This is a genomic window from Oxalobacteraceae bacterium OTU3CINTB1 (assembly GCA_024123955.1).
GTDB lineage: Bacteria > Pseudomonadota > Gammaproteobacteria > Burkholderiales > Burkholderiaceae_D > Rugamonas.
This window is the reverse complement of the sequence record CP099652.1, coordinates 1,675,710-1,700,357: the sequence shown is the minus strand read 5'-3', so window position 1 is coordinate 1,700,357 and position 24,648 is coordinate 1,675,710. Positions and strand designations below refer to the sequence as shown.

At 62.9% G+C, this 24,648-nt stretch carries 22 protein-coding genes; 11 read left to right on the top strand and 11 right to left on the bottom strand.

What is annotated here, in order from left to right:
• Positions 1 to 9 precede the first annotated feature (9 nt).
• The 3 genes from groL to NHH73_07305 all read left to right on the top strand — a co-directional run bounded on the left by groL (position 10) and on the right by NHH73_07305 (position 2,800).
• A complete protein-coding gene (groL, locus tag NHH73_07315; GenBank protein USX28082.1) occupies positions 10 to 1,659 on the top strand; it encodes a chaperonin GroEL in 1,650 nt (549 codons plus the stop codon).
• Between the two features lie 127 nt (positions 1,660 to 1,786).
• Positions 1,787 to 2,239 carry a cupin domain-containing protein gene (locus NHH73_07310; GenBank protein ID USX28081.1) on the top strand — a complete coding sequence of 151 codons (453 nt, stop codon included), beginning with the start codon at positions 1,787 to 1,789 and terminating at the stop codon, positions 2,237 to 2,239.
• Positions 2,240 to 2,308: 69 nt separating this feature from the next.
• Entirely contained in the window at positions 2,309 to 2,800 is a 492-nt protein-coding gene (locus NHH73_07305; GenBank protein USX28080.1) for a hypothetical protein, read from the top strand.
• A 201-nt stretch (positions 2,801 to 3,001) separates the two neighbouring features.
• Here the strand turns inward: NHH73_07305 and NHH73_07300 are convergent, their stop codons facing one another.
• Positions 3,002 to 3,427: a hypothetical protein gene (locus NHH73_07300; protein ID USX28079.1), complete on the bottom strand. Its 426-nt coding sequence runs from the start codon at positions 3,425 to 3,427 to the stop codon at positions 3,002 to 3,004.
• 168 nt (positions 3,428 to 3,595) lie between these two features.
• On the opposite strand from NHH73_07300, the gene NHH73_07295 reads away from it, so the two are divergent.
• Entirely contained in the window at positions 3,596 to 4,018 is a 423-nt protein-coding gene (locus NHH73_07295; GenBank protein ID USX28078.1) for a VOC family protein, read from the top strand.
• Between the two features lie 30 nt (positions 4,019 to 4,048).
• Here NHH73_07295 and NHH73_07290 read toward each other — a convergent pair whose 3' ends face one another.
• The 4 genes from NHH73_07290 to NHH73_07275 form a co-directional block, all read right to left on the bottom strand.
• Complete coding sequence (locus tag NHH73_07290; GenBank protein USX28077.1) at positions 4,049 to 5,035, bottom strand: arabinogalactan endo-1,4-beta-galactosidase; 987 nt, start codon at positions 5,033 to 5,035, stop codon at positions 4,049 to 4,051.
• A 154-nt stretch (positions 5,036 to 5,189) separates the two neighbouring features.
• Positions 5,190 to 6,074: an SMP-30/gluconolactonase/LRE family protein gene (locus tag NHH73_07285; protein ID USX28076.1), complete on the bottom strand. Its 885-nt coding sequence runs from the start codon at positions 6,072 to 6,074 to the stop codon at positions 5,190 to 5,192.
• Positions 6,075 to 6,099: 25 nt separating this feature from the next.
• Positions 6,100 to 6,720: a 2-dehydro-3-deoxy-6-phosphogalactonate aldolase gene (locus NHH73_07280; protein USX28075.1), complete on the bottom strand. Its 621-nt coding sequence runs from the start codon at positions 6,718 to 6,720 to the stop codon at positions 6,100 to 6,102.
• Between the two features lie 2 nt (positions 6,721 to 6,722).
• Positions 6,723 to 7,631, bottom strand: a complete 909-nt coding sequence (locus NHH73_07275; GenBank protein ID USX28074.1) for a 2-dehydro-3-deoxygalactonokinase — start codon at positions 7,629 to 7,631, stop codon at positions 6,723 to 6,725.
• A 256-nt stretch (positions 7,632 to 7,887) separates the two neighbouring features.
• Here NHH73_07275 and NHH73_07270 point away from each other — a divergent pair, with 256 nt between their 5' ends.
• Together NHH73_07270 and NHH73_07265 are read left to right on the top strand one after the other, a co-directional pair.
• On the top strand, positions 7,888 to 8,685 hold the full coding sequence (locus NHH73_07270) for a methyltransferase domain-containing protein (protein ID USX28073.1): 798 nt from the start codon (positions 7,888 to 7,890) through the stop codon (positions 8,683 to 8,685).
• Between the two features lie 80 nt (positions 8,686 to 8,765).
• Complete coding sequence (locus NHH73_07265) at positions 8,766 to 9,335, top strand: hypothetical protein (GenBank protein ID USX28072.1); 570 nt, start codon at positions 8,766 to 8,768, stop codon at positions 9,333 to 9,335.
• 3 nt (positions 9,336 to 9,338) lie between these two features.
• Here NHH73_07265 and NHH73_07260 read toward each other — a convergent pair whose 3' ends face one another.
• The 4 genes from NHH73_07260 to NHH73_07245 all read right to left on the bottom strand — a co-directional run bounded on the left by NHH73_07260 (position 9,339) and on the right by NHH73_07245 (position 14,906).
• Positions 9,339 to 10,601, bottom strand: coding sequence for an MFS transporter (locus NHH73_07260; protein USX28071.1), 1,263 nt, complete (start codon positions 10,599 to 10,601; stop codon positions 9,339 to 9,341).
• Positions 10,602 to 10,603: 2 nt separating this feature from the next.
• Positions 10,604 to 11,041, bottom strand: coding sequence for a PadR family transcriptional regulator (locus NHH73_07255; GenBank protein ID USX28070.1), 438 nt, complete (start codon positions 11,039 to 11,041; stop codon positions 10,604 to 10,606).
• A gap of 243 nt (positions 11,042 to 11,284) precedes the next feature.
• Positions 11,285 to 13,159: a glucokinase gene (locus tag NHH73_07250; protein USX28069.1), complete on the bottom strand. Its 1,875-nt coding sequence runs from the start codon at positions 13,157 to 13,159 to the stop codon at positions 11,285 to 11,287.
• A 109-nt stretch (positions 13,160 to 13,268) separates the two neighbouring features.
• Positions 13,269 to 14,906, bottom strand: coding sequence for an alpha-glucosidase family protein (locus tag NHH73_07245; protein ID USX28068.1), 1,638 nt, complete (start codon positions 14,904 to 14,906; stop codon positions 13,269 to 13,271).
• A gap of 242 nt (positions 14,907 to 15,148) precedes the next feature.
• Between NHH73_07245 and NHH73_07240 the strand changes: the two genes are divergently transcribed.
• Both NHH73_07240 and NHH73_07235 read left to right on the top strand, forming a co-directional pair.
• Positions 15,149 to 16,699 (top strand): oligopeptide:H+ symporter, encoded by a 1,551-nt coding sequence (locus NHH73_07240; GenBank protein USX29578.1) that lies wholly within the window; start codon positions 15,149 to 15,151, stop codon positions 16,697 to 16,699.
• A gap of 109 nt (positions 16,700 to 16,808) precedes the next feature.
• Positions 16,809 to 17,201, top strand: a complete 393-nt coding sequence (locus tag NHH73_07235) for a hypothetical protein (protein ID USX28067.1) — start codon at positions 16,809 to 16,811, stop codon at positions 17,199 to 17,201.
• Here NHH73_07235 and NHH73_07230 read toward each other — a convergent pair.
• Entirely contained in the window at positions 17,167 to 18,051 is an 885-nt protein-coding gene (locus NHH73_07230; protein ID USX28066.1) for a hypothetical protein, read from the bottom strand. The genes NHH73_07235 and NHH73_07230 overlap by 35 nt on opposite strands.
• Positions 18,041 to 18,598, bottom strand: coding sequence for an adenylyl-sulfate kinase (gene cysC / locus NHH73_07225; protein USX28065.1), 558 nt, complete (start codon positions 18,596 to 18,598; stop codon positions 18,041 to 18,043). Before cysC ends, NHH73_07230 begins: the two co-directional genes overlap by 11 nt.
• Positions 18,599 to 18,890: 292 nt before the next feature.
• Here cysC and pulA point away from each other — a divergent pair, with 292 nt between their 5' ends.
• The 3 genes from pulA to NHH73_07210 all read left to right on the top strand — a co-directional run bounded on the left by pulA (position 18,891) and on the right by NHH73_07210 (position 24,429).
• A complete protein-coding gene (pulA, locus tag NHH73_07220; GenBank protein USX28064.1) occupies positions 18,891 to 21,608 on the top strand; it encodes a pullulanase-type alpha-1,6-glucosidase in 2,718 nt (905 codons plus the stop codon).
• Positions 21,609 to 21,742: 134 nt separating this feature from the next.
• Positions 21,743 to 22,111, top strand: coding sequence for a DUF3325 domain-containing protein (locus NHH73_07215; protein USX28063.1), 369 nt, complete (start codon positions 21,743 to 21,745; stop codon positions 22,109 to 22,111).
• A gap of 8 nt (positions 22,112 to 22,119) precedes the next feature.
• Complete coding sequence (locus NHH73_07210; protein USX28062.1) at positions 22,120 to 24,429, top strand: GH92 family glycosyl hydrolase; 2,310 nt, start codon at positions 22,120 to 22,122, stop codon at positions 24,427 to 24,429.
• The last annotated feature ends 219 nt before the right edge of the window (positions 24,430 to 24,648 follow it).

The window sequence follows — 24,648 nt, the reverse complement described above, 5'->3', positions numbered from 1 at the left end:
AGAAACAACATGGCAGCTAAAGAAGTAATCTTCGGCGACGCAGCGCGCGCCAAAATGGTCGAAGGCGTCAACATCCTGGCCAACGCCGTTAAAGTCACCCTGGGCCCTAAAGGCCGCAACGTCGTGCTGGAACGTTCGTTCGGCGCCCCTACCGTCACCAAGGACGGCGTGTCGGTCGCTAAAGAAATCGAACTGAAAGACAAGCTGCAGAACATGGGCGCGCAAATGGTCAAGGAAGTTGCTTCCCGCACCAGCGACAACGCCGGCGACGGCACCACCACCGCCACCGTGCTGGCCCAGGCCATCGTCCGTGAAGGCATGAAGTTCGTTGCCGCCGGCATGAACCCAATGGACCTGAAGCGCGGCATCGACAAGGCCGTCGCCGCCACCGTCGAGCAGATCGCCGCGATCGCCCGTCCATGCACCACCACCAAGGAAATCGCCCAAGTCGGTTCGATCTCGGCCAACTCGGACGCGTCGATCGGCGAGCGCATCGCTGAAGCGATGGAAAAAGTCGGCAAGGAAGGCGTCATCACCGTTGAAGACGGCAAGTCGCTGAACGACGAACTGGACATCGTTGAAGGTATGCAGTTCGACCGCGGCTACCTGTCGCCATACTTCATCAACAACCCAGAGAAGCAAGTCGCGATCCTGGACAATCCATTCGTCCTGCTGTGCGACAAGAAAATCTCGAACATCCGCGATCTGCTGCCGGTACTGGAACAAGTCGCCAAAGCCGGCCGTCCACTGCTGATCATCGCCGAAGACATCGAAGGCGAAGCACTGGCAACCCTGGTGGTGAACAACATCCGCGGCATCCTGAAAACCTGCGCCGTCAAAGCGCCAGGCTTCGGCGACCGTCGCAAGGCCATGCTGGAAGACATCGCGATCCTGACCGGCGGTCAAGTGGTTGCTGAAGAAGTCGGCCTGACCCTGGAAAAAATCACGCTGGAAGAGCTGGGCCAAGCCAAGCGTATCGAAGTCGGCAAGGAAAACACCATCGTCATCGACGGTGCTGGCCAGGCTGAAGGCATCGAAGGCCGCGTCAAGCAAATCCGCGTGCAGATCGAAGAAGCGACGTCGGACTACGACCGTGAAAAACTGCAAGAGCGCGTGGCCAAGCTGGCCGGCGGCGTTGCCGTGATCAAAGTCGGTGCCGCCACCGAAGTTGAAATGAAAGAAAAGAAAGCCCGCGTTGAAGATGCACTGCACGCTACCCGCGCCGCAGTGGAAGAAGGCATCGTGCCAGGCGGCGGCGTAGCCCTGCTGCGCGCGCGCGCTTCGATCACCGTCAAAGGCGACAACCCGGACCAGGACGCAGGTATCAAGATCGTTCTGCGCGCCATGGAAGAGCCACTGCGCATGATCGTGCAAAACGCCGGCGAAGAAGCTTCGGTCGTCGTTGCCGCGGTTCTGGCCGGCACGGGTAACTACGGTTACAACGCTGCCAACGGCACCTATGGCGACATGGTTGAAATGGGCGTGCTGGATCCAGCCAAGGTTACCCGTTCGGCACTGCAAAACGCAGCGTCGATCGCTGGCCTGATGCTGACCACCGATTGCATGGTTGCCGAAGTCACCGAAGACAAGGCAGCCGGCGGCGGCATGGGCGGTATGGGTGGCATGGGCGGCATGGGTGGTATGGACGGCATGATGTAATTGCCGGCCGGCTCGGCCCAGGCCGGGCCGCCTCGCTGCATGGAAAAGCCAGCTTCTTCGGAAGCTGGCTTTTTTTATGCGCGCACCGGGTGCTACACTCGCCGCTGATTCCTTTTCCGCGATACTTATGAAGCCATTTGCCCTGCTGCTCGCCGCCCTGCCCGTCCTCGCATCGGCGCAGACGCCGCCCCCCGTTATCGATCCGGACAGTCTGCCGGTCATCACAGCCGCGCCCGGCGTCACCTTGCGCGAATTGAGCGGCAGGACAGCGCCCGCCGGCGCCCGCAGCGACAAGGTCAGCGTCGCGCTGTTTCATCTGGAGCCGGGCAAGGCCAGCCCGTGGAGCCATAATAAGGAAGGCGAGGAATCGTTCTTCGTACTCAGCGGAACGGGCGAGATCTGGACCGACGGCCACGTGCAAACGATCGGCCCGGGCTCGTACATCGTCATCCAGCCGAGCACCGTGCGCTCGATCCGGGCCAGCAAAGGCGTGCCGCTGGACTTCTACGCGATCACGTCGCCGGCATGGAGCAAGGACGACGATGTGCTGACCAACGCGCCGGCCGGGGCGCCGAAGTAGCTGCGGCCGACCGCTACGGCCGCCAGACCTGTGGTAGAGTTGGCAATTCCGCAACAAGATACCAAACACATGCAGACGATACGCGCCCGGATGACCTATTTGCGCAACGGCGAAGGATTCGCCGCGCTGGCCTTGCCCATCGTGTTTTCGATGGTATGGGAAACGTCGGACGATCCGGTTGCATGGGGAATGCGGGGCGCGGCCATGGCGATGGTGGTCTACATCCTGTTGCAGGGGATGCTGTACTGGCAGCTGAAGTTGCAGTCGACGGTCACGCGCCAAGCCTTGCCCGCGTATTTCCAGCCGCTTTACCGCTTCTTTAAATATTCGAACGTCGTGGCGATCGCCGGCGTGGCGGTGTTTATCGCGTTGGCGGATGGCGCGTCTGCGGACCTGTGGTGGTCGTGTGGTTTGCTGGCATTCGCCGCGCTCGAACACATCAACTATTACCACTATCAGCTGATGTACGACACGCGCGGCGCTTTCGACTACGTACGCCGCAACGGCCGCCTGCGCAAGGCTGCGTTGGGGTTGGACATGAGACGAAACAAGCCCGTGTGAGCGCCGAAGTTACTGTTCGCTGTGTAGCCGTCGAAGCAACTCGTCACCGCGCTCCCGACTCAAGCCTTCCACACGGCTTGTGATTCATGATGCCGGCCTCCGTCGCAGCGGGAACGCAGGCCTCGATGATATGCCAGCGCCGCGCCGCCCTTTTGCCAGGTACGCTCAGCGTTTGATCGCCATCATGGAGGAGCCTGAGACTCAGGCGTCGCGGAACTCCGCTTCGATCTCGTCGCGGCGCGGTTCGCCGGCAATGTGCAGGATCAGCGTCTCGGACAGTTCCAGCGCGGGATGCGAGGCGCGGTGTTTGGCGAACCAGAAGACCTCGCTCAAATCCTCGTCCTCATGCGCGGTGGCCAGCAATTGCTGGTCTTCCGGCACGTCCTCGTAGTCGGTCGCCTCCAGGCTGGCGTCGTCGATCGATTCGCGCCATGCCTCGCATTGATCGCCCCACGCGAGCGCATATCTACAGCCGGACTCAACAAGCCAGCGGCTGACGTCCCAGCGCGTCATCTCGGGCACTTCCGCCTCGACCATGACGATAGCTTTGAAGGCGGTCAAGCCTTCCAGCACCGGCAAGTCATTTTCCGGAGCGAGGTGTAAATATCTGATCGATGGTTTCTGCATGATGGCGCCGCTGTAATGTTCAAGCGACGCATTCTCACCCGATTTCGCCGATACCGCAAATGCATCGGCGCGCGTGCCGGTAGTGGCGGCGAGAAGACGTCGACTCCTGACAGAAACTGTCGGAGGCGCTCGCTAGAATGAGCTTCCTTTTTTCAACCGGAGTTCAACATGAAACCAGCAACCGTCAGCGCCGTTATCCACTTGAATTTTCGCGGCCAGGCGCGCGAGGCGCTCGACTTCTATCAATCCGTGTTCGGCGGACAGGTCAATGCCATGACGTATAAAGACTTCAATCAGGTGACCAGCGCAGCCGAAGCGGACCAGCTGATGTGGGGCCAGGTGGCGGCCGAGACCGGCTTCCGCGTGATGGCCTACGACGTGCCGTCGCACACGCCATGGAACCAGGGCGAGAACGCCTTCCTGGTCGCCGTGGAGGCAACAACCCAGGACGAGATCCGCGCCTATTGGGACAAGTTGTCCGCCGGCGCCACCGTCACGGCCGAGCTGCAGTCGGCGCAATGGACGCCACTGTTCGGCATGTTGAAGGACCGCTTCGGCGTCAACTGGACATTGAGCGTCGCGGCCCGGTAAGCCGCGACGTCATGTGCGGAACGATGCGGCTTAGAACGGGTCCAGCGCGATGGTGAACTTGCCGCTGGCGTCAATCGCGCCCATGGTGTAGCCCTGCCAGCCAGGGTAACCCTGCGGCTCCCAGTAGAACACGCCCAGGCCGTTCGAACCGAGCGCCTTGGTCTTGCTCAGCAGATCGGCGATCATCGCCTTGGAGGTCGCCGCCTGGGTCCAGTCCATGCCGACTTCGGTCACCATCACCGGTTTGGCGTAACGCGACACCATATCCCACATATTGGTGGAGATCTTGTTGTTGTAGCTGGTCCAGTCCGAAGCCGGCGGATAGTGCGACATGCCGATCACGTCCCACTTGGCGCCGGCGCCCTTGACGCCGTCGAAGAACCATCGGAACAAGGCGTTGTCGTGGCCGTTGGCCAGGTGCAGAATCACCTTGGCGTTCGGATAGACGGCCTTGGTGGCGTTGTAGCCGCTGTTGATCAGGCCGGCCAGATTGCCGAAGCTGGTGGTCTTACCTTCCGGCCACAGCATGCCGCTGTTGATCTCGTTGCCGACCTGAACCCATTCGACGTTGATGCCGTTGGTCTTCAGATAGTTCAGGATGCCCTGGGTGTGGCTGTAGACGTCGTTGTTCAACTGCGCCAGCGTATGGTTGGCCCAGGCGGCCGGCTTGGTCTGCTTGCCCGGATCGGCCCAGCTGTCGCTGTAGTGGAAGTCGATCATGATGCGCTGGCCTTGCGCGGCGGCGCGCTTGGCTTTGTAGAGCACGTCGGCGCCGTCGTTCCAGCCGCCGCTCGGATTGACCCACACGCGCAGGCGGATCGCGTTGATTTGCAGGTTCTTCAGCAGCACGAAGGGGTCGGTCTTGACGCCGCTGCTGTTATAGAACGAATAGCCGCTCGACTCCTGCTGGCTGACCCAGCCGACATCGGCGCCATTGGCGAACTGTGCGGAGCTGACCGACGCGGCCAAGCTCATCGCCACGCCGCAGATCGCGGCGAGCAAATTCTTGAATTTCATTGTGTCTCCAGTGTCTTATTGATTTTTTATAGTGTGTACTACGCTGTGTTACCGGCCGCCTGTGCGCACCTCCCCCTGCCGCGTCGCGCGGCCCATTTTTAAGTTCGGGATACCGCGCCGGCACGGGCCGGCGCTGCTATTGCTGAACCGCTGATTAACCGAAGCGCGCGGCGGGAACGCCGGCCACTTCCACGCGCACCGAGAACAACGAACCCGTCAGCGGGAACTTCGCCAGCTCCTCGGGCGTGTTGTCCTCGCTGGCGGTGGTGATGAACAAGGTTTTCAGGTCCGGGCCGCCGAAGGTGCACGAGGCCGGGTTGCGCACCGGCACGCTGATGGTTTCCAGCAGTTCGCCTTGCGGCGAGTAGCGGCAAACGCGCGAACCGCCCCACTGCGCCACCCAGACGCAGCCTTCGCTGTCGACCGTCATGCCGTCCGGCGCGCCTTCTTTGTCGAACTCGAACTGGCGCCACACGCGCGGCTCGCCAAGGGTACCGTCGGCCGCCAGCGGATAGGCGTAGGTGCGGCCCTCGAAGCTGTCGGTGTGATACATCGTGGCGCCGTCGTTGCTGAATGCCGGGCCGTTGCAGATGTGATATTCGTTGTCGGCCACGGTCAAGGTCAAGTCCTTGTCGAGGCGGAACAACATGCCGATCGCCTGGGCGTAATCCGTGTTGTGCATCGAACCGGCCCAGATGCGGCCGGCGCCGTCGACCTTGGCGTCGTTCATGCGCAGGCCGCTGCCTTCGGGGAACGGACGCGCCAGGTATTCGATGCGCAGCTCTGGCTCGAGCCAGACGCGGGCGATGCCGTCGCGCAAGCCGGCCATGAAGCCGTCGCCGTCCTTGCGGGCGATCAGCCAGCAGATGTAATCCGGCATCGTCCAGCTATGGCGCTCGCCGCTGGCGGTGTCCAGCGCGTGCAGTTGTTGATTTTTCAGGTCGACGAAATACAGGCGGTTTTGCTCCGCCACCCACAACGGGCCCTCGCCCAGTTGCGCGCCCACTTCCCACAGACATTGCACGTCATGCTTGCTCATTCGTTTTATCCCAGGATGAAAGGAATCAGGCGGCCAGGCCGCGCCAGGTGTTGACGAACGCGGCCGCGCGCTCGCCGAGCTGCTCGATGGTCACGCCGGGCGTGTAGAGCGCGCCGCCGATGCCGAAGCCGGTCGCGCCAGCCTTGGCCCAGCCCGGCATCGTCTCTGGCGTGACGCCGCCCACCGGCCACATCGGGGTGCCGGCCGGCACCACGCTGAGCATGGCCTTCAGGCCGCCGTGGCCGATCATCTCGGCCGGGAACAGCTTAAGCGCGTGGGCGCCGGCGTCGAGCGCGGCGAACGCCTCGGTCGGCGTGGCCACGCCGGGGGCGCAGTACATGCCCAGGTCGGCGGCGCGGCGGATCGCGGCCGGATTGCAATTCGGCGACACCAGCAGGCGGCCGCCCGCTTCATAGACGGCTTCGACGTGCTCGACGCTGAGCATCGTGCCGCCGCCGACCATGGTGCCGGGCAGATTCAGCGCGACCATCGAGGCGATGCACTCGAGCGCGCCCGGACGGTTCAGCGGCACTTCCAGCGCACGGAAGCCGGCGTCATACAGCGTTTGGGCGACGGCGACAGCCTCGCTCGGTTGCAGGCCGCGCAAAATAGCGACCAGCGGCGTGGTTGGATGGGAAATAGTCATGATCAGCCCTGCTTGATGAATTGGGAAATCGCCGTGCAATACACGTGATGTGGGTCGAGCACTTCGCATTTCAAGCCGAAGTGCTCGGCGGCGGCGGCATAGCGGGCGGCCAGCGCCGGCGAGCCGATAACGGTGATGCCGGCGCCATTGCCGTCGGCCGGCACTTCGCGCGCCGCGGCGGCGAACTCGGCGCCGATCAACAAACCGCTGACGACGGCGGCGGCCTGCTGCTGCGGCCAGGTGCGCGAGACGACGCCGGCGCGCACGCGGAACAAGGTGTTCGACAGCGGCTCGTTGCGCGCAGCCTGGTTCAACCCGGTGGCAAAGCCTTCGGCGTCGCTGGTGTCGCCGGCCATCATCGACGACAGTGTGCCGCCGACCGACAACATGGCGAACAGCTCGCCGGTCATGTAGGTGGCGAACGACTGGATCACGCCGTCGCGCAGCAGCACCCATTTGCTATGGGTGCCGGGCAACACCAGCCAGCCATCGCGCTTGCCCAGCGCCACGGCGCCGAGCAGTTGGGTTTCTTCACCGCGCATCACGTCGACGGCGGCGCCGTTGCGGTAGCAATAGCCGGGAACGATATGGCAACGGCCGGCCCATGCCGGATCGGTGACGGGCGCAAGATGTTGCGGCAGCTCGGTCAGCGGCACCGAGGCGTCCAGATAGTTGACTTCCTGCCAGCCGGAGGCGCTGCCGACCATGCCGGACATGATCACCGGCACGTCGCTATCGAGGTGCATGGCATCGAGCAAGCCGTCGAGCGAGGCGCTGAAACGTTCGCGTCCGCCGACCGCCAGCATGCCCTGGCCGTCTTCGTGTTCCGCCAGGCAGTTGCCTTGTTGATCGATCAGATAGGCGCGCCGGTTGCTGGTGCCCCAGTCGACGCCCAGAATTGTCTTTTCCACTAGTCAGAGTCCTTTTCTTATACTGCGAAGATGGTACAAAAATGGCTATAGTGCCGCCAATGAATTATCTCGCGCAACTGATACCAAAATAATATAGACACCCCAACGAAAGTTTAAACCTTCTCCGGAAATACGTAGATCCGCCATGCATGCGTTTCGGCGGCGGCTGCATGGCAACCGGCCCGTTTGCGCTGCGACAAGCAGTCCCGGCAACGAGCCTCCTATAGTTGAGACGCATTCACTTTCAGGAGGTTCCATGGACTGCGCCCCCACGCAACATACCAAACAGCAAGATTTCGACACCCTGGCGGGCCAGCTCGGGCTCAAGCCGCGCGACCCCTGGGTCGGCGGCAAGGTCGATTATGAATGGGATCAGCTACGCATGGTACTGGACGTGATGCCGCTGCGCCTGCCGGACATGCAGATCCTCGAATTCGGCTGCAACATCGGCGCCTCGGCCATTCTGTTTTCCTACCTGGGCGCCAAGGTCAGCGCCACCGACGATTCGGCCGACTGGGTCGCGCTGGCGCGCCTCAACGCCGCGCGCTACGGCATCGACAACATCGATTTCTCCCACGTCGCCGACTCGCGCCGGCTACCCTTCGCCGACGGCCAGTTCAACCTGATCGCCTGCAACAGCGTGCTCGAATACGTGGCGCCGGCCGAGTTGCCGGCCGTGCAGCGCGAGCTCGACCGCGTGCTCGCGCCGGGCGGGCTGATCTTGCTGACCGGATCGAGCAACCGGCTCTGGCCGCGCGAGGCGCACAGCGGGCGCTGGCTGGTCAATTACCTGCCGCGCTGGATCGACCGTGTGCTCGGCAAGTCGCTGCCACGCGGCGTCTGGCCGTGGGCGATGCGGCGCGGCTTTGGCCCCCACTACGACAATCTGGACACCGCCGACCCCGATAATTTCCTGCTGCGCTCGCGGTTGCGCGGCGGCGCCGACGTCCGCAGCCTGCAACCGGTACTGTGGCTGGCGCGCCGGCTGGGCATCGCACCGGGCATGTTGACGCCCAATATCTGCTGTTTCCTGCAAAAACACGCCCTTTCATAGGCGAACTGGAGGGTTGAAGTTGCCCGATGGATGCCTTTGGTTTAGTATGGCCGTCAACAAAATAGTCCAGGCTATCCCTTATGGCATCTCGCTCTCCGTCCCCCCGTACCCTGGCCATCGCCGGCGCCGCCGCCGTCGCGCTGGCCGTCGGCGTGGGTGTCTATCTCAACAACACGACGCCGGTGGCGGTGCCGCCGGCGCCGGTCAAGCCGGCCGAGCCGGTCGTCGCCAGCAAGGCGCCGCCGGCCAGCAAGGCGCCGCGCGCCGCCGCGCCGCGTCCGGCCGCCAGCGAACCGGCCGCCCAGGCCGAACCCAAGGCCACCCGCACCAAGGAACAAGCGTCGGCCGCGCTGATGGCGCTGCCGGAACTGCAACAGTGGTCGTCGATGCTGGAGAAAAGCTCCGGCGGAAAAGTGCGCGGCGCGCTGATCGAATACGATCCGACGCCGCGCAAGCTCAACGGCAAAAGCTACTGGCAGTTCAGCTTTGTCGAAAACAGCGCCGAATCGGCGCAGCGCTGGGAAAGCTTCCTGGTCTCGTCGAGCGACGACGAGATCCTGGTCGAAGACGCCACCAACGACGAAGTCATCAGCCTCGCGCGCTGGCGCCGGGAAAAGCATCCGGAAAAGCGCATCAACATCGATGGGTAGCGCTTAGGCGACCTTCTGCTCTTGCGGCGCCGGTTTTGCCGGGGTCGCCTCCACTGCGCTCGCCACCTTCCCCACCCACAGCACCGAGAACACCGTCAGCCCGGCGGCGATCCAGCCGTTCCAGCCATAGCCGAGGATGTGGCCGGCCGCGTCCGTATGCAGGGTCAGGCCGCCCAGCAAGGCGCCAACGCCGCTGCCGAGCTGCTGGATTGCCGAGTTCGCGCTGAGGAAAGCGCCGCGTTTGGACGGGTCCGGCACGGTGGTCATCAGTGCCTGCAGCGGAATGGTGCGTCCGGACACAGCCGTCATAAAGAACGGGAAGAACAGGATCACCGCGACCAGCGGCATGGCTGGCATGTGCGTCACGAACATCATCGGTAGCACCGACAGCAGCGCCAGATAGCGGTACACCTTTTGCGCGCCGGCGCGGTCCGACCATTTGCCCACCATGCGCGCGCTGACCAGCGTGGCCAACCCGCCGGCAAGATACACATAGGTGATCTCGGCCGGCTTCACACCCAGGTTATTCACCAGCACCGGTGAAATGAACGGAATCACCAGCATCCCTGTCGTCATGTTGACGAACGACAGCGCGAACGCCTTCAGGTGGTTGGGTACACGGTACAGGCCGATCAGATTCGGCAGCACGGCCGACAGCGGCACGCGCCGCGTCAGATGGCCCGTAATGGACGGCAAGGTCCGCGCCCCAAGGCCCCAGATCACCAGCGAGAACAGCACCAGCAGGTAGAACGGCGACGCCCAGCCGAAGTGCGCCGCCAGCATCACGCCGGTCGGCACGCCGACCACCGCCGCCAGGCTGAACGACGTCATCACGACGCCGGTGGCCGCGCCGCGCCGGTGGGCAGGAATCAGGTCGCCGATGATGGCCATGACCATCGCGCCCAGCACCCCGCCGGTCACGCCGGCGAAGGCCCGCGACAACACCAGCACATGGAAATTGGGGGCGATGGCGCACGCCAGGTTGGACAAGGTGAACAGCGCGAACATCCACAGCAGCAGCTGTTTGCGGTCGAAGCGGTCGATATACATCGCCGCCAGCAGGCCGGACAGGCCGGCGCACCAGGCGTAGGCCGACACCGCGCCGGAGACGGCGGCCGGCGTGATCGTGAACGCCTGCATCAGCTGCGGCGCCAGTGGCATCATCACCATGAAATCCATGATGACGGTGAATTGGATCAGCGCCAGCAGCCACAGGACCAGGCGCTCGCGCGCCGGGGCCAGGGTGAGCGCGGCTGGAGTGGTCATGCTCACTCCAGCGCCAGGATCTCGGCGGTCGTGCGGCGCAGGATCGCCCGGATGTGCTCCAGTTTGGCGGCACTCGGATGGTTTTCCTGTCCCTGGGCGATGACCGCGTGCTTGAGCTCATGCATGATCGTGCGCAAGTCGTCGCGCGACTCGGCCGGATCGCTCATGCGGGCCACGATGGCATCGACGAACTGGCGGTTCTCGGCCAGGAAGGCCTCGCCTTCCGGCGTGATCGCGTGCAGCTTCTTGTTGCCGTCGGGCGTGGCGGCGACATGGCCCATATCGAGCAGCATCGACAGCAGCGGATAGATGGCGCCCGGGCTGGGCGTATAGCCGCCGCCGGAACGCTGCTCCAGCTCCTTGATGATCTCGTAGCCATGGCGCGGCTTTTCCGAAATCAATTGCAACACGATATAGCGCATGGCGCCGGCATCGAACATTTTTGGACCGCGGCCGCGGCCGCCGCCACCGCCGTGGTGTGGACCATGTGCCGCATGGGGATGGTGTGAATGATGTGAGAATCGAAACATTTGGGACTCCTTCTTCAGATATAACAAGTTAAGATATAACTTATTAAGATATATCTTAGCGTATTTTTGGAAGACTTCAAGTTTCGATTTGTAACAGGCGAAAAAAAAGGCAGACCATAAAGGTCTGCCTTTGGGATTGCTGCCGTTTCGCGCTTAGCTGTCGAGGTGGGAGATCAGCAGGCGCCGGTTGTCGGTTTCGCCGCTCTTGGCTTTTTGCTGCACCACCACGCGCGAGTTCTGCGTGTCGAGCGAGATGCCCACCGACAGGATGTCGATCAGCAGCAGCTGCAAGATGCGCGAGATCATCGACAGGAACGTGGTGCTGTCCTCCGTGTGATCGACCGCCAGGCAGACGCTGGCCTTCTTCGCCAGCGGCGAGTTGCTGGCGGTGATGGCGATGACGTCGGCACCCGCCGCGCGCGCCGCGTCGACCGCTTCGAGCAGGTCCGGCAGCTTGCCCGAGTTGGAAATGGCGATCACCACGTCGCCCGGATTGAGCAGCTCGGCCGCCAACGTCAACAAGTGCGAATCGCCGTAGGCCGACGTCGGAATGCGGAAGCGGAAGAACTTGTGCTGGCCATCCAGCGCCACCACGCGCGAATTGCCCATCGCGTAAAACTCGACCCGCTTGGCCTTGGCCACCAGCGCGATCGCCTTGTCCAGCGAGCGCACGTCCAGCTGGTCGCGGAATTTCAGAATCGCGGAAACAGTATTGTCGATGACCTTGGCGCTCAAGTCGTGCGTGCTGTCGCTGACGCGCACCTGGCTGTGACGCACCGGGATCGCGCCCGTCAGGCTGCTGGCGAACTTCAGTTTGAAATCGGCCAGGCCGAGGAAACCGAGCGAGCGGCAGAAACGGATCACCGTCGGCTGGCTCACCTCCGCCAGGCGCGCGATGTCGGCGATCGGCTCGTTGAGCACAAGGCGCGGCTGCTCCAGCACCAGCTGCGCCACGCGCTGCTCGGCCGGCGTCAGCTCGTGCTGCAGATGCTGCACGCGCTCCATCAACGTATTGGCGCCGCTGCGTCCGCGCAGGTGCTCGGACAAGATCGTCGCCACCCCGTAGAAGGCCGGATTCGGCGTCGTGATGACGTACGTCGGAATCTCCGACAGGTAGCTGGTGAAGCGGCCCTTGGCCTCGAAGCGCGAACGGAACGGCGACGAGGCGAACCACTCCCCCATGCGCGGCACGATGCCGCCGCCGATGAACATGCCGCCGAACGCGCCCAGCGTGACGGCCAGGTTGGCGGTGGCGCCGCCCAGCATCGCGCAGAAGCACTCCAGCACCTCAAGGCACAGCGGATCCTTGTCGGTCAGCGCGCCGGCCATAATCTCCTGCGAGGTCAGGTCGCGCACCTGGCGGCCATTGCGCTTGGCGATGGCGCGGTAGATGATTTCCATGCCGGGGCCGGAGATCAGGCGCTCGGTCGAGACGTGCGACCACGTCTGCCACGCGTACTGCAGGATCGAATATTCGCGTTCGTCGGCAGGGGCGAAGTTGGTGTGGCCGCCCTCGGAGCCGAGCGTGACGAAGCCGTCGACGGTCGGGATCACGCCCGAGACGCCAAGGCCGGTGCCCGGTCCCAGCACGCCGATGACGGAGTTCGAGGCCGGCTTGCCGCCGCCCACCTGCATCAGATCCGCCGGTTTCAGGCCCGGCAACGACATCGCCAGCGCCGTGAAGTCGTTCACCACTAATAAAGTGTGCAGGCCGAGCGCGCGCCGCACTTCGTCGGTGGAGAATTCCCAATCGCGGTTGGTCATGCGCACATGGTCGCCGCTGACCGGATTGGCCACCGCCAGCGCGGCGTGGTTCAAGGTGATGTCGGCGTGGTCGGACAGGTACGATCGCAGCATGGCGACGATGTCGCTAAAGTCGTCGCACTTGAGCACACGCACGGCGCGGAATTCGCCGGGGGCCGTTTGCAAAGCGAAGCGCGCGTGCGTCGCGCCGATGTCGGCCAGCAGGCGCGGGCCGTCGGCGAACGCCGTGCGGTTGAGTTTTTGGTCTACTTCAGCTTGTTTCATCGTTCGATTCAGTCAAAACAGTTGGCGGAAGCATACCCGAAATATCTGGTGTTAAGAAGGTAAGTACGAGCAACTCAGAGGTAACGGCGGCAAATCGCCGCCGTCGCTCTTATTTTGCGTAGCCGAACCAGGCGCCGAAGGCTGGCAATTGCACCTGGCTGCCGTCCACCGTTCCAGGCAGGTCGTAACCTTCCATCTGTTCGGCGCCCGCTACTTGCGGTAACGTGAAGCTGACCGGTTCCCCGCCAAGATTGAACACAGCGATGATCCCGCGCTCGCCGTCGGCATCGCGGCGCAGCGCCAGCACCGGCTCCGGCGTGTCGAAGAACTGGATGCCGCCGCGCGTGAGCTGCGGCAGCTTGCGGCGCCAGGCGATGAACTTGCGCGTGAACGCCAGCGACGATTCGGCATCCGACTCCTGCAACGCCGCCGCCTTGGCGATATGGTCCGGCGACACCGGCAGCCATGGCATGCCGGTGGTGAAGCCGCCATCGGCTTCTCCGGTCCACGCCATCGGCGTGCGGCAGCCGTCGCGGCCCTTGAACTCCGGCCAGAAGGTGATGCCGTACGGGTCCTGCAGCAGTTCGAACGGCACGTCCGCCTCGGCGAACGCCAGCTCGTCGCCCTGGTACAGGCACGGCGTGCCCTTGAGCGACAACTGCATCGCCAGGATCATCTTGGCGAACGCCTTCGGCGCGCCCGGCCCGCCCCAGCGCGTGGCGACGCGCTGCACGTCGTGGTTACCGACCGACCACGAGGCCCAGCCGCCCTTCACGCGCGCCTCGAACTGCTCCACCTGTTTGCGGATGTAATGCGACGAACAGGTAGGAACCAACAGGTTGAAGCTGTAGGCCATGTGCAGCTTGTCGCCGCCGGCGGTGTATTCGGCCATGACAGCCAGCGAATCGTCGGCGCCCACTTCGCCGATCGACACCGCCTGGTATTCGTTCAGCAGGGTGCGCAGCTTTTGCAGGAACGGCAGGTTCTCCGGACGGCTCTTGTCGTAGACGTGGGCCTGCATGCCGTATGGGTTCACATCCGACACGGTGGCGGTGTCGCGGTTGACGGCCGGCGGATTGCTGCGCAGTTCAGGGTCGTGGAAGTGGAAGTTCGACGCGTCCAGGCGGATGCCGTCGACGCCGCGTTCGAGCCAGAAGCGCAGTGCGTCGAGGTGCGCTTGCTGCACTTGCGGGTTGTGGAAGTTGAGCTGCGGCTGGCTGACGAGGAAATTATGTAAATAGTATTGACGACGGCGCGTGTCCCACTGCCACGACGAGCCGCCGAACACCGACATCCAGTTGTTCGGCGGGTTGCCGTCCGGCGCGGGATCGGACCACACGTACCAGTCGGATTTAGGATTGTCGCGGCTCGCGCGGCTCTCCTTGAACCACGGATGTTCTTCGGCGGTGTGCGCCATCACCTGGTCGATCATGATCTTCAGGCCCAGGCTATGCGCCTTGGCGATCATAACGTCGAAGTCGGCCAGGGTGCCGAACATCGGATCAACGTCGCAGTAATCGGAAATGTCGTAGCCGAAGTCCTTCATCGGCGATTTGAAAAATGGCGAAATCCAGACGATGTCCACGCCCAGCGATGCGATATAGTCCAGCTTTGCCGTAATCCCGGGCATATCGCCGATGCCGTCGCCGTTGGTATCCAGGAAGCTGCGCGGGTAGACCTGATAGATGATGGCCTCGCGATACCAGTCTTTAATGTGCGGGGAAACTTGAGTTAGTTGCTTAGTCATAAGAGAATCCGGGGTTGGCTGCGTGTCGTGGAAGGCGCGCGGATGAGTTTGTAGAGAATATACATCACGATATTGTTTTTTTCAATCGTGTACAAGATTTGGAATTATCACAATTAATTCATATAAATCAATTAGTTATGAGTTTTTATCGGAATTCATAAAACAAAAATGAGTAGTCAAACTACACAAATTTTAGGAGAAACTACGTGACCAGCAGCGCTATCGCCAACGGCAACGGGCCGATGCCCCGACAAATTCCCTACATCATCGCCAACGAAGGCTGCGAGCGTTTCAGCTTTTACGGCATGCGCAACATCCTCACGCCGTTTCTTCTAAGCACGCTTTTGCTGTTCATTCCGATGGAAGACCGCACCGCCGAGGCCAAGCACGTCTTCCATACCTTCGTCATCGGTGTGTACTTTTTCCCGCTGCTGGGCGGCTGGCTGGCCGACCGCTTTTTCGGCAAATACAAGACCGTGTTCTGGTTTAGTTTGATTTATGTGGCGGGCCACGCCTGCCTTGCGATCTTCGAGGACAATCTCAAGGGATTCTATTTCGGCCTGGCGCTGATCGCGTTCGGCTCGGGCGGCATCAAGCCGCTGGTGGTGGCCTTCGTCGGCGACCAGTTCGACCAGACCAACAAGAACCGCGCCAAACTGGTGTTCGACGCCTTCTACTGGATCATCAACTTCGGCTCGTTCTTCGCCTCGCTGCTGATGCCGGTGATGTTGCGCGACTACGGCCCGGCCGTGGCCTTCGGCATTCCCGGCATCCTGATGGCCATCGCCACGCTGGTGTTCTGGATCGGCCGCAAAAAATACGTGCACGTGCCGCCGGCCGCGCCCAATCCGGATTCGTTCAGCAGCGTCGCGCGCACCGCGTTGTTCGCCAAGGCGCCGGGCAAATCGCGTCCGGGCCTGATCGTCGCCGGCATCGGCGCGGCCGGCGCGGTGCTGTCGCTGTGCATGTCGCCGCAGTGGGGCTTTGTGATCGCCGCCTGTACCGCGCTGGTGCTATTGCTGGCGTTCGGCGGTTTCGGCGTGTCGATGCAGCTCGAGCGCGCGCGCGGCCTGCATACCGACGACGCGGTGGAAGGCGTGCGCGCCGTGCTGCGCATCCTGATCGTGTTCGCGATGATCACGCCATTCTGGTCGCTGTTCGACCAGAAGGCGTCGACCTGGATCGTGCAGGCCAACGCCATGGACAGCCCGCTGCTATCCATCTTCGGCTGGGAATTCACCCTGCTGCCGGCGCAGATGCAGGCCATCAATCCGATCCTGGTGATGCTGCTGATCCCATTGAATAACATCGCGCTGTTCCCGCTGATGCGCGCCATCGGCATCACGCCGACGCCGCTGCGCCGCATGGGCATGGGCATCGCGCTGTCCGGCGCGGCGTGGATCGTGATCGGCGCCATTCAGCTGCAAATGGACGGCGGCGACAAGGTCTCCATCCTGTGGCAATTGCTGCCGTATGCGCTGCTGACGTTGGGCGAGGTGCTGGTGTCGGCCACCGGCCTGGAATTCGCCTACAGCCAGGCCCCCGCGCCGATGAAGGGCATCATCCTGAGCTTCTGGTATCTGGCTGTCACGGTCGGCAACCTGTGGGTATTGATCGTCAATTCGGGCGTGAAGAACGACGCGGTCAGCGCGCATATCGCCACCAGCGGTATGAGTTCGATCGCGTTCCAGATGTTCTTCTTCGCCGGCTTCGCGCTGCTGACGGCAGGGTTGTTCGCGCTCTACGCGATGCGTTACAAGATGGTTGATAATTACCGCGTCGCGGCGAAATAACACTGCAGAGCGCGTGCAATCCGACTTGCACACGGGCAGGTATCCTACTTGGAAAGTGTTTTGGGTGTGAAACAATCGTCGCATTATTAGCGTATTCAAGGAGACAATCATGTCCACCCAATCCACCAAGGCCAAAGCCGCCATCGGAATCGCCGCTTTCTGCCTGTCCGCTGCCTTTAGCGCAGGCGCGCAGGCGCAAAGCAAACCGATGTCGGACAAGGATGTCGTTCAACCCACCGGCAGCACCGGCGCCACGGCCTTCCAGTCCAAGGGCGCGGCCAAGGGTGAGGCCGAGGCCAATACCGGCGCCCAGAACGGCAACGCAGGCATGCAGCCGACCAGCAAGCCTGGTTTCGACAACAAGCCGCCAAAGGGTGCCAAGGCCGATTGCCACCGCCCTCAAGGCGGCGTCGATGCCTCCGGCGGCGAAAACATCGCCACCGCGCACAAGGACAATACGACCTGCACTAACCAGCCAGCGAAGAAGGCCGGCGGCAAATAGACACGGCGGCCAGGCGCTGCCGGCTGCAATCCAGGTACGGCTGGAGGTTCGTGCCGATTTGCCGCGCCTCGGCCAGCAGGACGGGATCGACCGCCAACGGCGCCACGTCGGCCTGGCGGCTGATCAGCTCATCGCGGTACACGCTGGCGAATTTTTTGTAACGCAGCTGGAATGACCAGTGCGACGACAGAAAACCGAACACCTCGGCGCACTGGCTTTGCATCGACTTGTAGTTCACCACCAGATAGCGGTGCCTGGGCAGCTTGTCCAAGGTCTGCAGGATCTTCCGGTTATACACCACCCAGGCTTTCAGATAACGCTCGCGGTGCTTGCGGCGATGCCGCGCCAGCCGAATCGATCGGTAAAAACACTTCCACGCCATGCGATACGGCCAGCTTTTTGCCCGGTATCGGTTATCGAGCAGGCCGAAGTCGCGCTTGAGCAGCGAATGCACGACCTCCTCGTAATCACGCAGCAGCACCAGATACTTCGCCTGCGGCAGCAAGGCCGAATACGTGTCCAGCAACAGGCAGGTACGCGGCTCCTTCCAGCCCCATTGGGGGAAACTGGAATTTCTCGCGTCGATGAGGGACCGCATCTCGGCCTGCTCCCGCGCGCTCGGCGTCATCGCCTCGGGCGGATGCAGGCCGTCGGGATGAACACCTTTGTCGATCAGGATTTGCTGGTGCAGTTGGAAGAAGTCTTCGTCTTCAAAATGGCCTTCGACATTCCCGGTGCCCGCGCCCACCAGGCGTTCACCGACCTGCAGGCCGCAATCGTGCAGCCAGTGCGTGATCAGCGAGGTGCCGGAGCGGTGCATACCGGCGATGACCAGGACGTTATTGGCCACGCCGCGTCCTTCTGCGCTTTGCGACATCAGTCTGGCCCAGCACATACTCGCAGATGCGCGCGGTGCACTCGGCGACGCCGCTGTCGCGGGTGTTGAAATACAGATCCGGTTCGGACGGCGGCTCGAACGGATCATTGACGCCGGTCAGGCAGTTCAACTTGTCGGGCGCATCGTCGGGCAGGCTGGCGCGCCGGTACAATCCCTTGGTATCGCGCCGCTGCAGTTCTTCGAGCGTGCAATCGATGAACACCACCTTCACATCCGGATAGAGCGCGACCAGCTCCTTGCGCACTTCGTCGTAAGGACTGATGGCGCTGACAATACTGACGATGCCGTGCGCCGCGAATTTGTCGGCGAGGTAGCCCAGGCGGCGCAAATTCTCGCTGCGGTCCTCACGCGAAAAACCCAGGTCGGAAAATAAGCTTGCGCGATACGCGTCGCCATCGATGACTTCAACCGGCACCAACTGCCGGCCAAGCCGGTCCCTGACGCTGTCGGCAAGTGTCGACTTGCCCGCGCCGGACAGGCCGCAAAATAGCAATATCATGGTAGCCCTTGTGAATTGGAAACGACGCGGCCAAGATAGCAGTGCGCGCGCGACCCACACCCGACAATTACCGATTGATACAGGGCGTACAGTACGGCACAGGGTGTAAACGAAGCGGCAAGAAAATCCGTACACCATGCGGCTTTATGTTAATTTTTGATAAGAAGTAGATGCGTCCGAACGGTGTTTCGTATCGAAACTACAGATTCTGGAGTACCATATCTGCGAAATTTAAGGGTGATGCGTGAGTTCTGTAGTCGCACTACTCAAATCAACGGTATGGAGACGGGATATGGCTGGTAGGCGGTTGATGGCGGGTTCGTTCGGGGGCGCGCTGGCGCTGACATGTTTGGCGGCTTCGGCCGCGCCGGTGCTGGCGGACTGCGACGGCGCGTTTGCCACGCCGCTGCGTGCGGCGCCCGCCATCAACGCCCGTGCCTACTGGCTCAACCGCCAGTTGATCAGATGGCCGGGGGCGGATGCGGGCAACGGGGTGTTTAAACTCTATTATTCGGCGAATGCCCTGCTGCGCGCGGCGCCGGGTGCGCGCGTCACAGGTGCGGACGGCGAGCTGACGCTGTCGCGCTTCGATGGCGCCGTGCCTTCCGATGTCGCGCGGCGTTTCAAGTTTGTCGGCGACGGCGCGGTGCTCGGCGTTCCCGATGCTGCGCGGCTGCTGACGCAGCAAGTGCTGCTGGTCCGGGAAGGCGAGGACGGCGTCGTGCGCGATGTGACGTCGCTGCAAATCGCCGGCGCGCTGGACGACCTGTACGCCGGCGCCGCCAAGGTCAAGGACCTCGGCGCGACAGTCAATGGGCGCGGCGCGGCTTTCAAGCTATGGGCGCCCACCGCGCAGAATGTGGCCGTGTGCACCTACGCCAGCGGCTCGTCCAAGGCAAGCGCCATCACACCGATGGAGCGCGACGACGCCACCGGCATCTGGTCCGCGCGCGCCAACGGCGCCTATTACCAATACCTCGTCGACGTCATGACGCCCACTGCCGGCATCGTGCGCAACCTGGTCACCGATCCCTACTCGGTGAGCCTGACCACCGACTCCAAACGCAGCTACGTCGCCAACCTGAACGCCGCCAGGCTCAAGCCGGCCGGCTGGGACAGGACGCCGTCGCCGAAGAAGGTCGCGGCGCCGACCGACATGACGGTCTACGAACTGCATGTACGCGACTTCTCGATCAACGACAGCACTGTCAGCGCGGCCAACCGGGGCAAGTACACCGCCTTCACCGAAACCGGCTCCAACGGCATGAAGCACCTGGCCGCGCTCAGCCGCGCCGGCATGACCGACATCCACCTGCTGCCGGTCTACGACATCGCCACCGTGCCGGAACAGGGCTGCGTCGCGCCGGACATCGCCGCCCTGCCGGGCCTCAAACCGGACGGCCCGGAACAACAGGCGGAAGTCACCAAGGTCAAATTCACCGACTGCTACAACTGGGGCTACGACCCGTATCACTACACCGCGCCCGAGGGTAGCTACGCCAGCGATCCGGCCGACGGCGCCAAGCGCATCGTCGAATTCCGCCAGATGGTGCAGGCGCTGCACAAGGCCGGCCTGCGCGTGGGCATGGACGTGGTGTACAACCACACCTTCATCGCCGGCCAGAATGAGAAATCGGTGCTGGACCGCGTGGTGCCCGGCTACTACCATCGCCTGAACGCGACCGGCGGCATCGAACGCTCGACCTGCTGCGACAACACCGCCACCGAAAACCTGATGATGGCCAAGCTGATGATCGACTCGGTCGAGACCTGGGCGGTGCAGTACAAGATCGACTCCTTCCGCTTCGACCTGATGGGCCACCAGCCGCGCGCCGCGATGGAGGAGTTGCAGGCGCGCGTCAACCGCGCCACCGGCCGCCGCATCGACTTGATCGGCGAAGGCTGGAACTTCGGCGAAGTGGCCGATGGCGCCCGCTTCGTGCAGGCCTCGCAGTTGTCGCTGAACGGCAGCGGCATCGGTACCTTCAGCGACCGCGCGCGCGACGCCATGCGCGGCGGTGGCGCGAGTGATGGCAGCGCCCAGATCATCGCGCAGCAGGGCTACATCAATGGCCTGGTCTACGCCCCCAACGCGCAAGCGCCAGCACGCCCGGCCGGCGACCTGCTGCAAGCGTCGGACATGGTCAAGGTCGGCCTGGCCGGCTCGCTGCGCAACTACACGATGCGCACCTGGCAGGACGAGAGCAGGCAGCTGCAGGACATCGTCTACGGCGGCAACCAGCCGGCCGGTTACGCCAGCCAGCCATCGGAAACCGTCAACTACGTCGAGAACCACGACAACCAGACACTGTTCGACATCAACGTCTACAAGCTGCCGCTGGAAACCACCGGCGCCGAACGCGCGCAGGTGCAAATGCTGGGCGCCGCCATCAACGCCTTCAGCCAGGGCGTGGCCTACTTCCACGCCGGCTTCGACATCCTGCGTTCCAAATCCCTGGACCGCAACAGCTTCGAATCGGGCGACTGGTTCAATCGCCTGGACTGGACCTACCAGGACAATTACTACGGCACCGGTCTGCCGCGTGAAGAAGACAACGGCAAGGACTACGCGCTGATGAAGCCCCTGCTGGCCAACGCCGCGATCAAGCCCGCGCCGGCGGACATCGCCTGGTCGCGCGACGCCTTCCGCGATTTGCTGGCGATCCGTTCGAGCAGCACGCTGTTCCGCATGCGGACCTCGCTCGACATCCAGCAGCGCCTGCGCTTCCACAACACCGGATCGACGCAGGTGCCGACGGTGATCGTCGCGCACCTTGACGGCGCCGGCTACCCTGGCGCCAACTTCAAGTCGATCACGTATCTGATCAACGTCGACAAAATCGCGCAGCGGGTCACCGTGGACGACGAAAAGAACCGCCGCTACCAGCTGCATCCGGTGCACCTGCGTCCGGGCGCAGCGGACAAGCGCGTGGCGCAAGAAGCGCGGTACGACGCCGCCACCGGCACGTTCACGCTGCCGGCGCGCAGCGCGGTCGTATTCGTAGAGTAAAATACCCATCACCCCTCTGGAACCCAAAGCCGCTTCGATGGCGTGACCTTGCTGATCGGCGGCCTGCTGCTTTAGTCTTCGTCACGACTGGGACGCGCGCCAGTGACAAAAATTCGACTTGCGGGGAATGCGGCATGACTTCGATCTATGCGTTAATGACGGGATGCGCGGCGGTGGCCGGGGCGTTTTCGGGATTGGCTTTTCTGGGCCTAGCGATGGATCGCCACTGGGCCGACGTGCACGGGCGGGGCACGGAACCGTCGCCGGCGCAGCGCCGCCGGCTACGGTGGTACGGTAGCGGACAGCTGTTATTGTCGCTGTTGGCTTGCCTGGCGCTGCGCGGCAGCACGCAGGGCTGGGTGCTGTGGCTGGGGGCGCTGACGGCGGCTGGGTGGATGGCGGTGCTGATGCTGACGTATGCGGCGCAGCGGTTGCCGCGCAGCGGCATGGCCGCTGGTGGGTTGGCACTGCTGGGGGCTGGGGCGGCGATGTTGATGCATTGAACCAGATCATGAAACTGAACTTACTTTATTTGCCGGCTGTGTTGTTCGCGCTAGCCGGATCGGCATCGGCGGCGCCCGTTGTCGAACCAGTCGACTGGGTCAATCCACTGATGGGCACCGCCAGCAAGCCCGAACTCTCCAACGGCAACACCTACCCGACCATCGCCCTGCCGTGGGGGATGAATTTCTGGACGCCGCAAACCGGCAAGATGGGCCACGGCTGGACCTACACCTACGACGCCGACAAGATCCGCGGCTTCAAGCAAACGCACCAACCGTCGCCGTGGATGAACGACTACGGCCAGTTCGCCATCATGCCCGTGGTCGGCCAGGCGGGCGGCAAACCCAAATTCACGCAGGACGACCGCGCCAGCTGGTTCTCGCACAAGGCCGAAGTGGCCAAGCCTTACTACTACAGCGTCTACCTGGCCGACGCCGACGTGACGACCGAAATCACACCGACCGAGCGCGCCGCGCAATTCCGCTTCACCTTTCCGCAAACCGACGAAGCCTACGTGGTGGTGGACGCCTACGACAAAGGCTCGTACATCAAGGTCATTCCGGCCGAACGCAAAATCGTCGGCTACAGCACCCGCCACGCGCGCGGTCCGCTGCCCAAGAACTTCAAAAACTATTTCGTCATCCACTTCGACAAGCCATTCGCCTCCACCAGGCTGTGGAACGGCGACCAGCTGGCCGGCGACCTATTGGAACTGGCGGCCGACCATGCCGGCGCGCTGGTCGGCTTCAAGACCGCCAAAGGCGAGAAGGTCGGCATGAAGGTGGCCTCCTCCTTCATCAGCGAGGAACAGGCGGAGTTGAACCTCAAGCGTGAACTGGCCGACGACAGCTTCGACACGACCGCGCAAAAAGGCAGGGATATCTGGAACAAGACGCTGGGCCGCATCAGCGTCGAAGGCGGCAGCGAGGAGCAGACGCGCACCTTCTATTCCAGCCTGTATCGCACCTTGTTCTTCCCGAATAAGCTCTACGAGATCGACGCCGGCAACCGGATAGTCCATTGGAGTCCTTACAACGGCCAGGTCCTGCCGGGCTATATGTTCGCCGGCACCGGCTTCTGGGATACCTTCCGCGCGCTCTACCCCTTCCTCAATCTGATGTACCCGTCGATCAACCGCGAAATGCAGGCGGGCCTGGTCAACGACTTCAAGGAGGGCGGCTGGCTGCCCGAGTGGTCGAGTCCCGGCTATGCCAACGTCATGATCGGGAATAACTCCGCCTCCGTCGTGGCGGAGGCGTACATCAAGGGCCTGCGCGGCTACGACATCGAAACGCTGTGGCAGGCGCTCAAGCACGGCGCCGACAACGAAGGGCCGATGAGCGCCGTCGGCCGCGCCGGCGTCCGCTATTACAATGATTTGGGCTACGTGCCCTACGATGTCAAGATCGACGAAAACGCCGCCCGCACGCTCGAATACGCGTACGACGATTTCGCCATCTACCAGTTGGGCAAGGCGCTGGGCAAGCCGCGCTCCGAGATCGCCATCTACGGCCAGCGCGCGCTGAACTACAAAAAACTGTTCGACCCGGAGACGGGTCTGATGCGCGGCAAGAACAAGGATGGCACCTTCCAGTCGCCGTTCAACCCCTTCAAATGGGGCGACGCCTTCACCGAAGGGAACAGCTGGCACTACACCTGGTCGGTGTTCCAGGACGTGAACGGGCTGATAGAGCTGATGGGCGGGCGCGACAAGTTCGTCGCCAGGCTCGATGAAGTGTTCACGCTGCCGCCGATTTACGACGAGAGCTACTACAAGGCCGTGATCCACGAGATCCGCGAAATGCAGATTGCGAACATGGGCCAGTACGCGCATGGCAACCAGCCGATCCAGCATATGATCTACCTGTACGGCTACGCCGGCGCGCCATGGAAAACCCAGTACTGGGTGCGCGAGACGATGAACCGCATGTACAAACCGACGCCGGACGGCTACTGCGGCGACGAGGACAACGGCCAGACCTCGGCGTGGTACGTTTTCTCCGCGCTCGGCTTCTACCCTGTCACCCCGGCGGTGCCGCAGTACGTGGTGGGCGCGCCGCTGTTTAAAAAGGCGACGCTGAAGCTGGAGAACGGAAAAACCATCGTCATCAACGCACCCGCCAACAGCGACAGCAAGCGTTACGTGCGCGCGCTGAAGGTCGACGGCAAGGCCACGTCGAAGAACTGGCTCGGTCACGCGGACCTGACGCGCGGCGCCACCCTGGACTTCGACATGGCGGCCCGGCCAGAAACACGGCGCGCGACATCACCGGCCGACGCGCCCTATTCCCTCTCCACCGATCCGCAGTATCAATAAAGCCACAGGGCGGGCCTCTTCCCGCCCCTGTTTCCCCCCTCGCGTATTTGTCGCAGAGCAATTTTTACGCGCATCGCGCGCAGCGATTTAAAAATCGTGCTATGATTTATTTCATCAGCGCAATAATGTTTTCCTTATTGCAAACAACCTTAGAGCCGCAGAGCCTTAGACACGCTCACCTCTTGCCGTTCAACAGGCGCCTGTGACCCTCCCGTCACG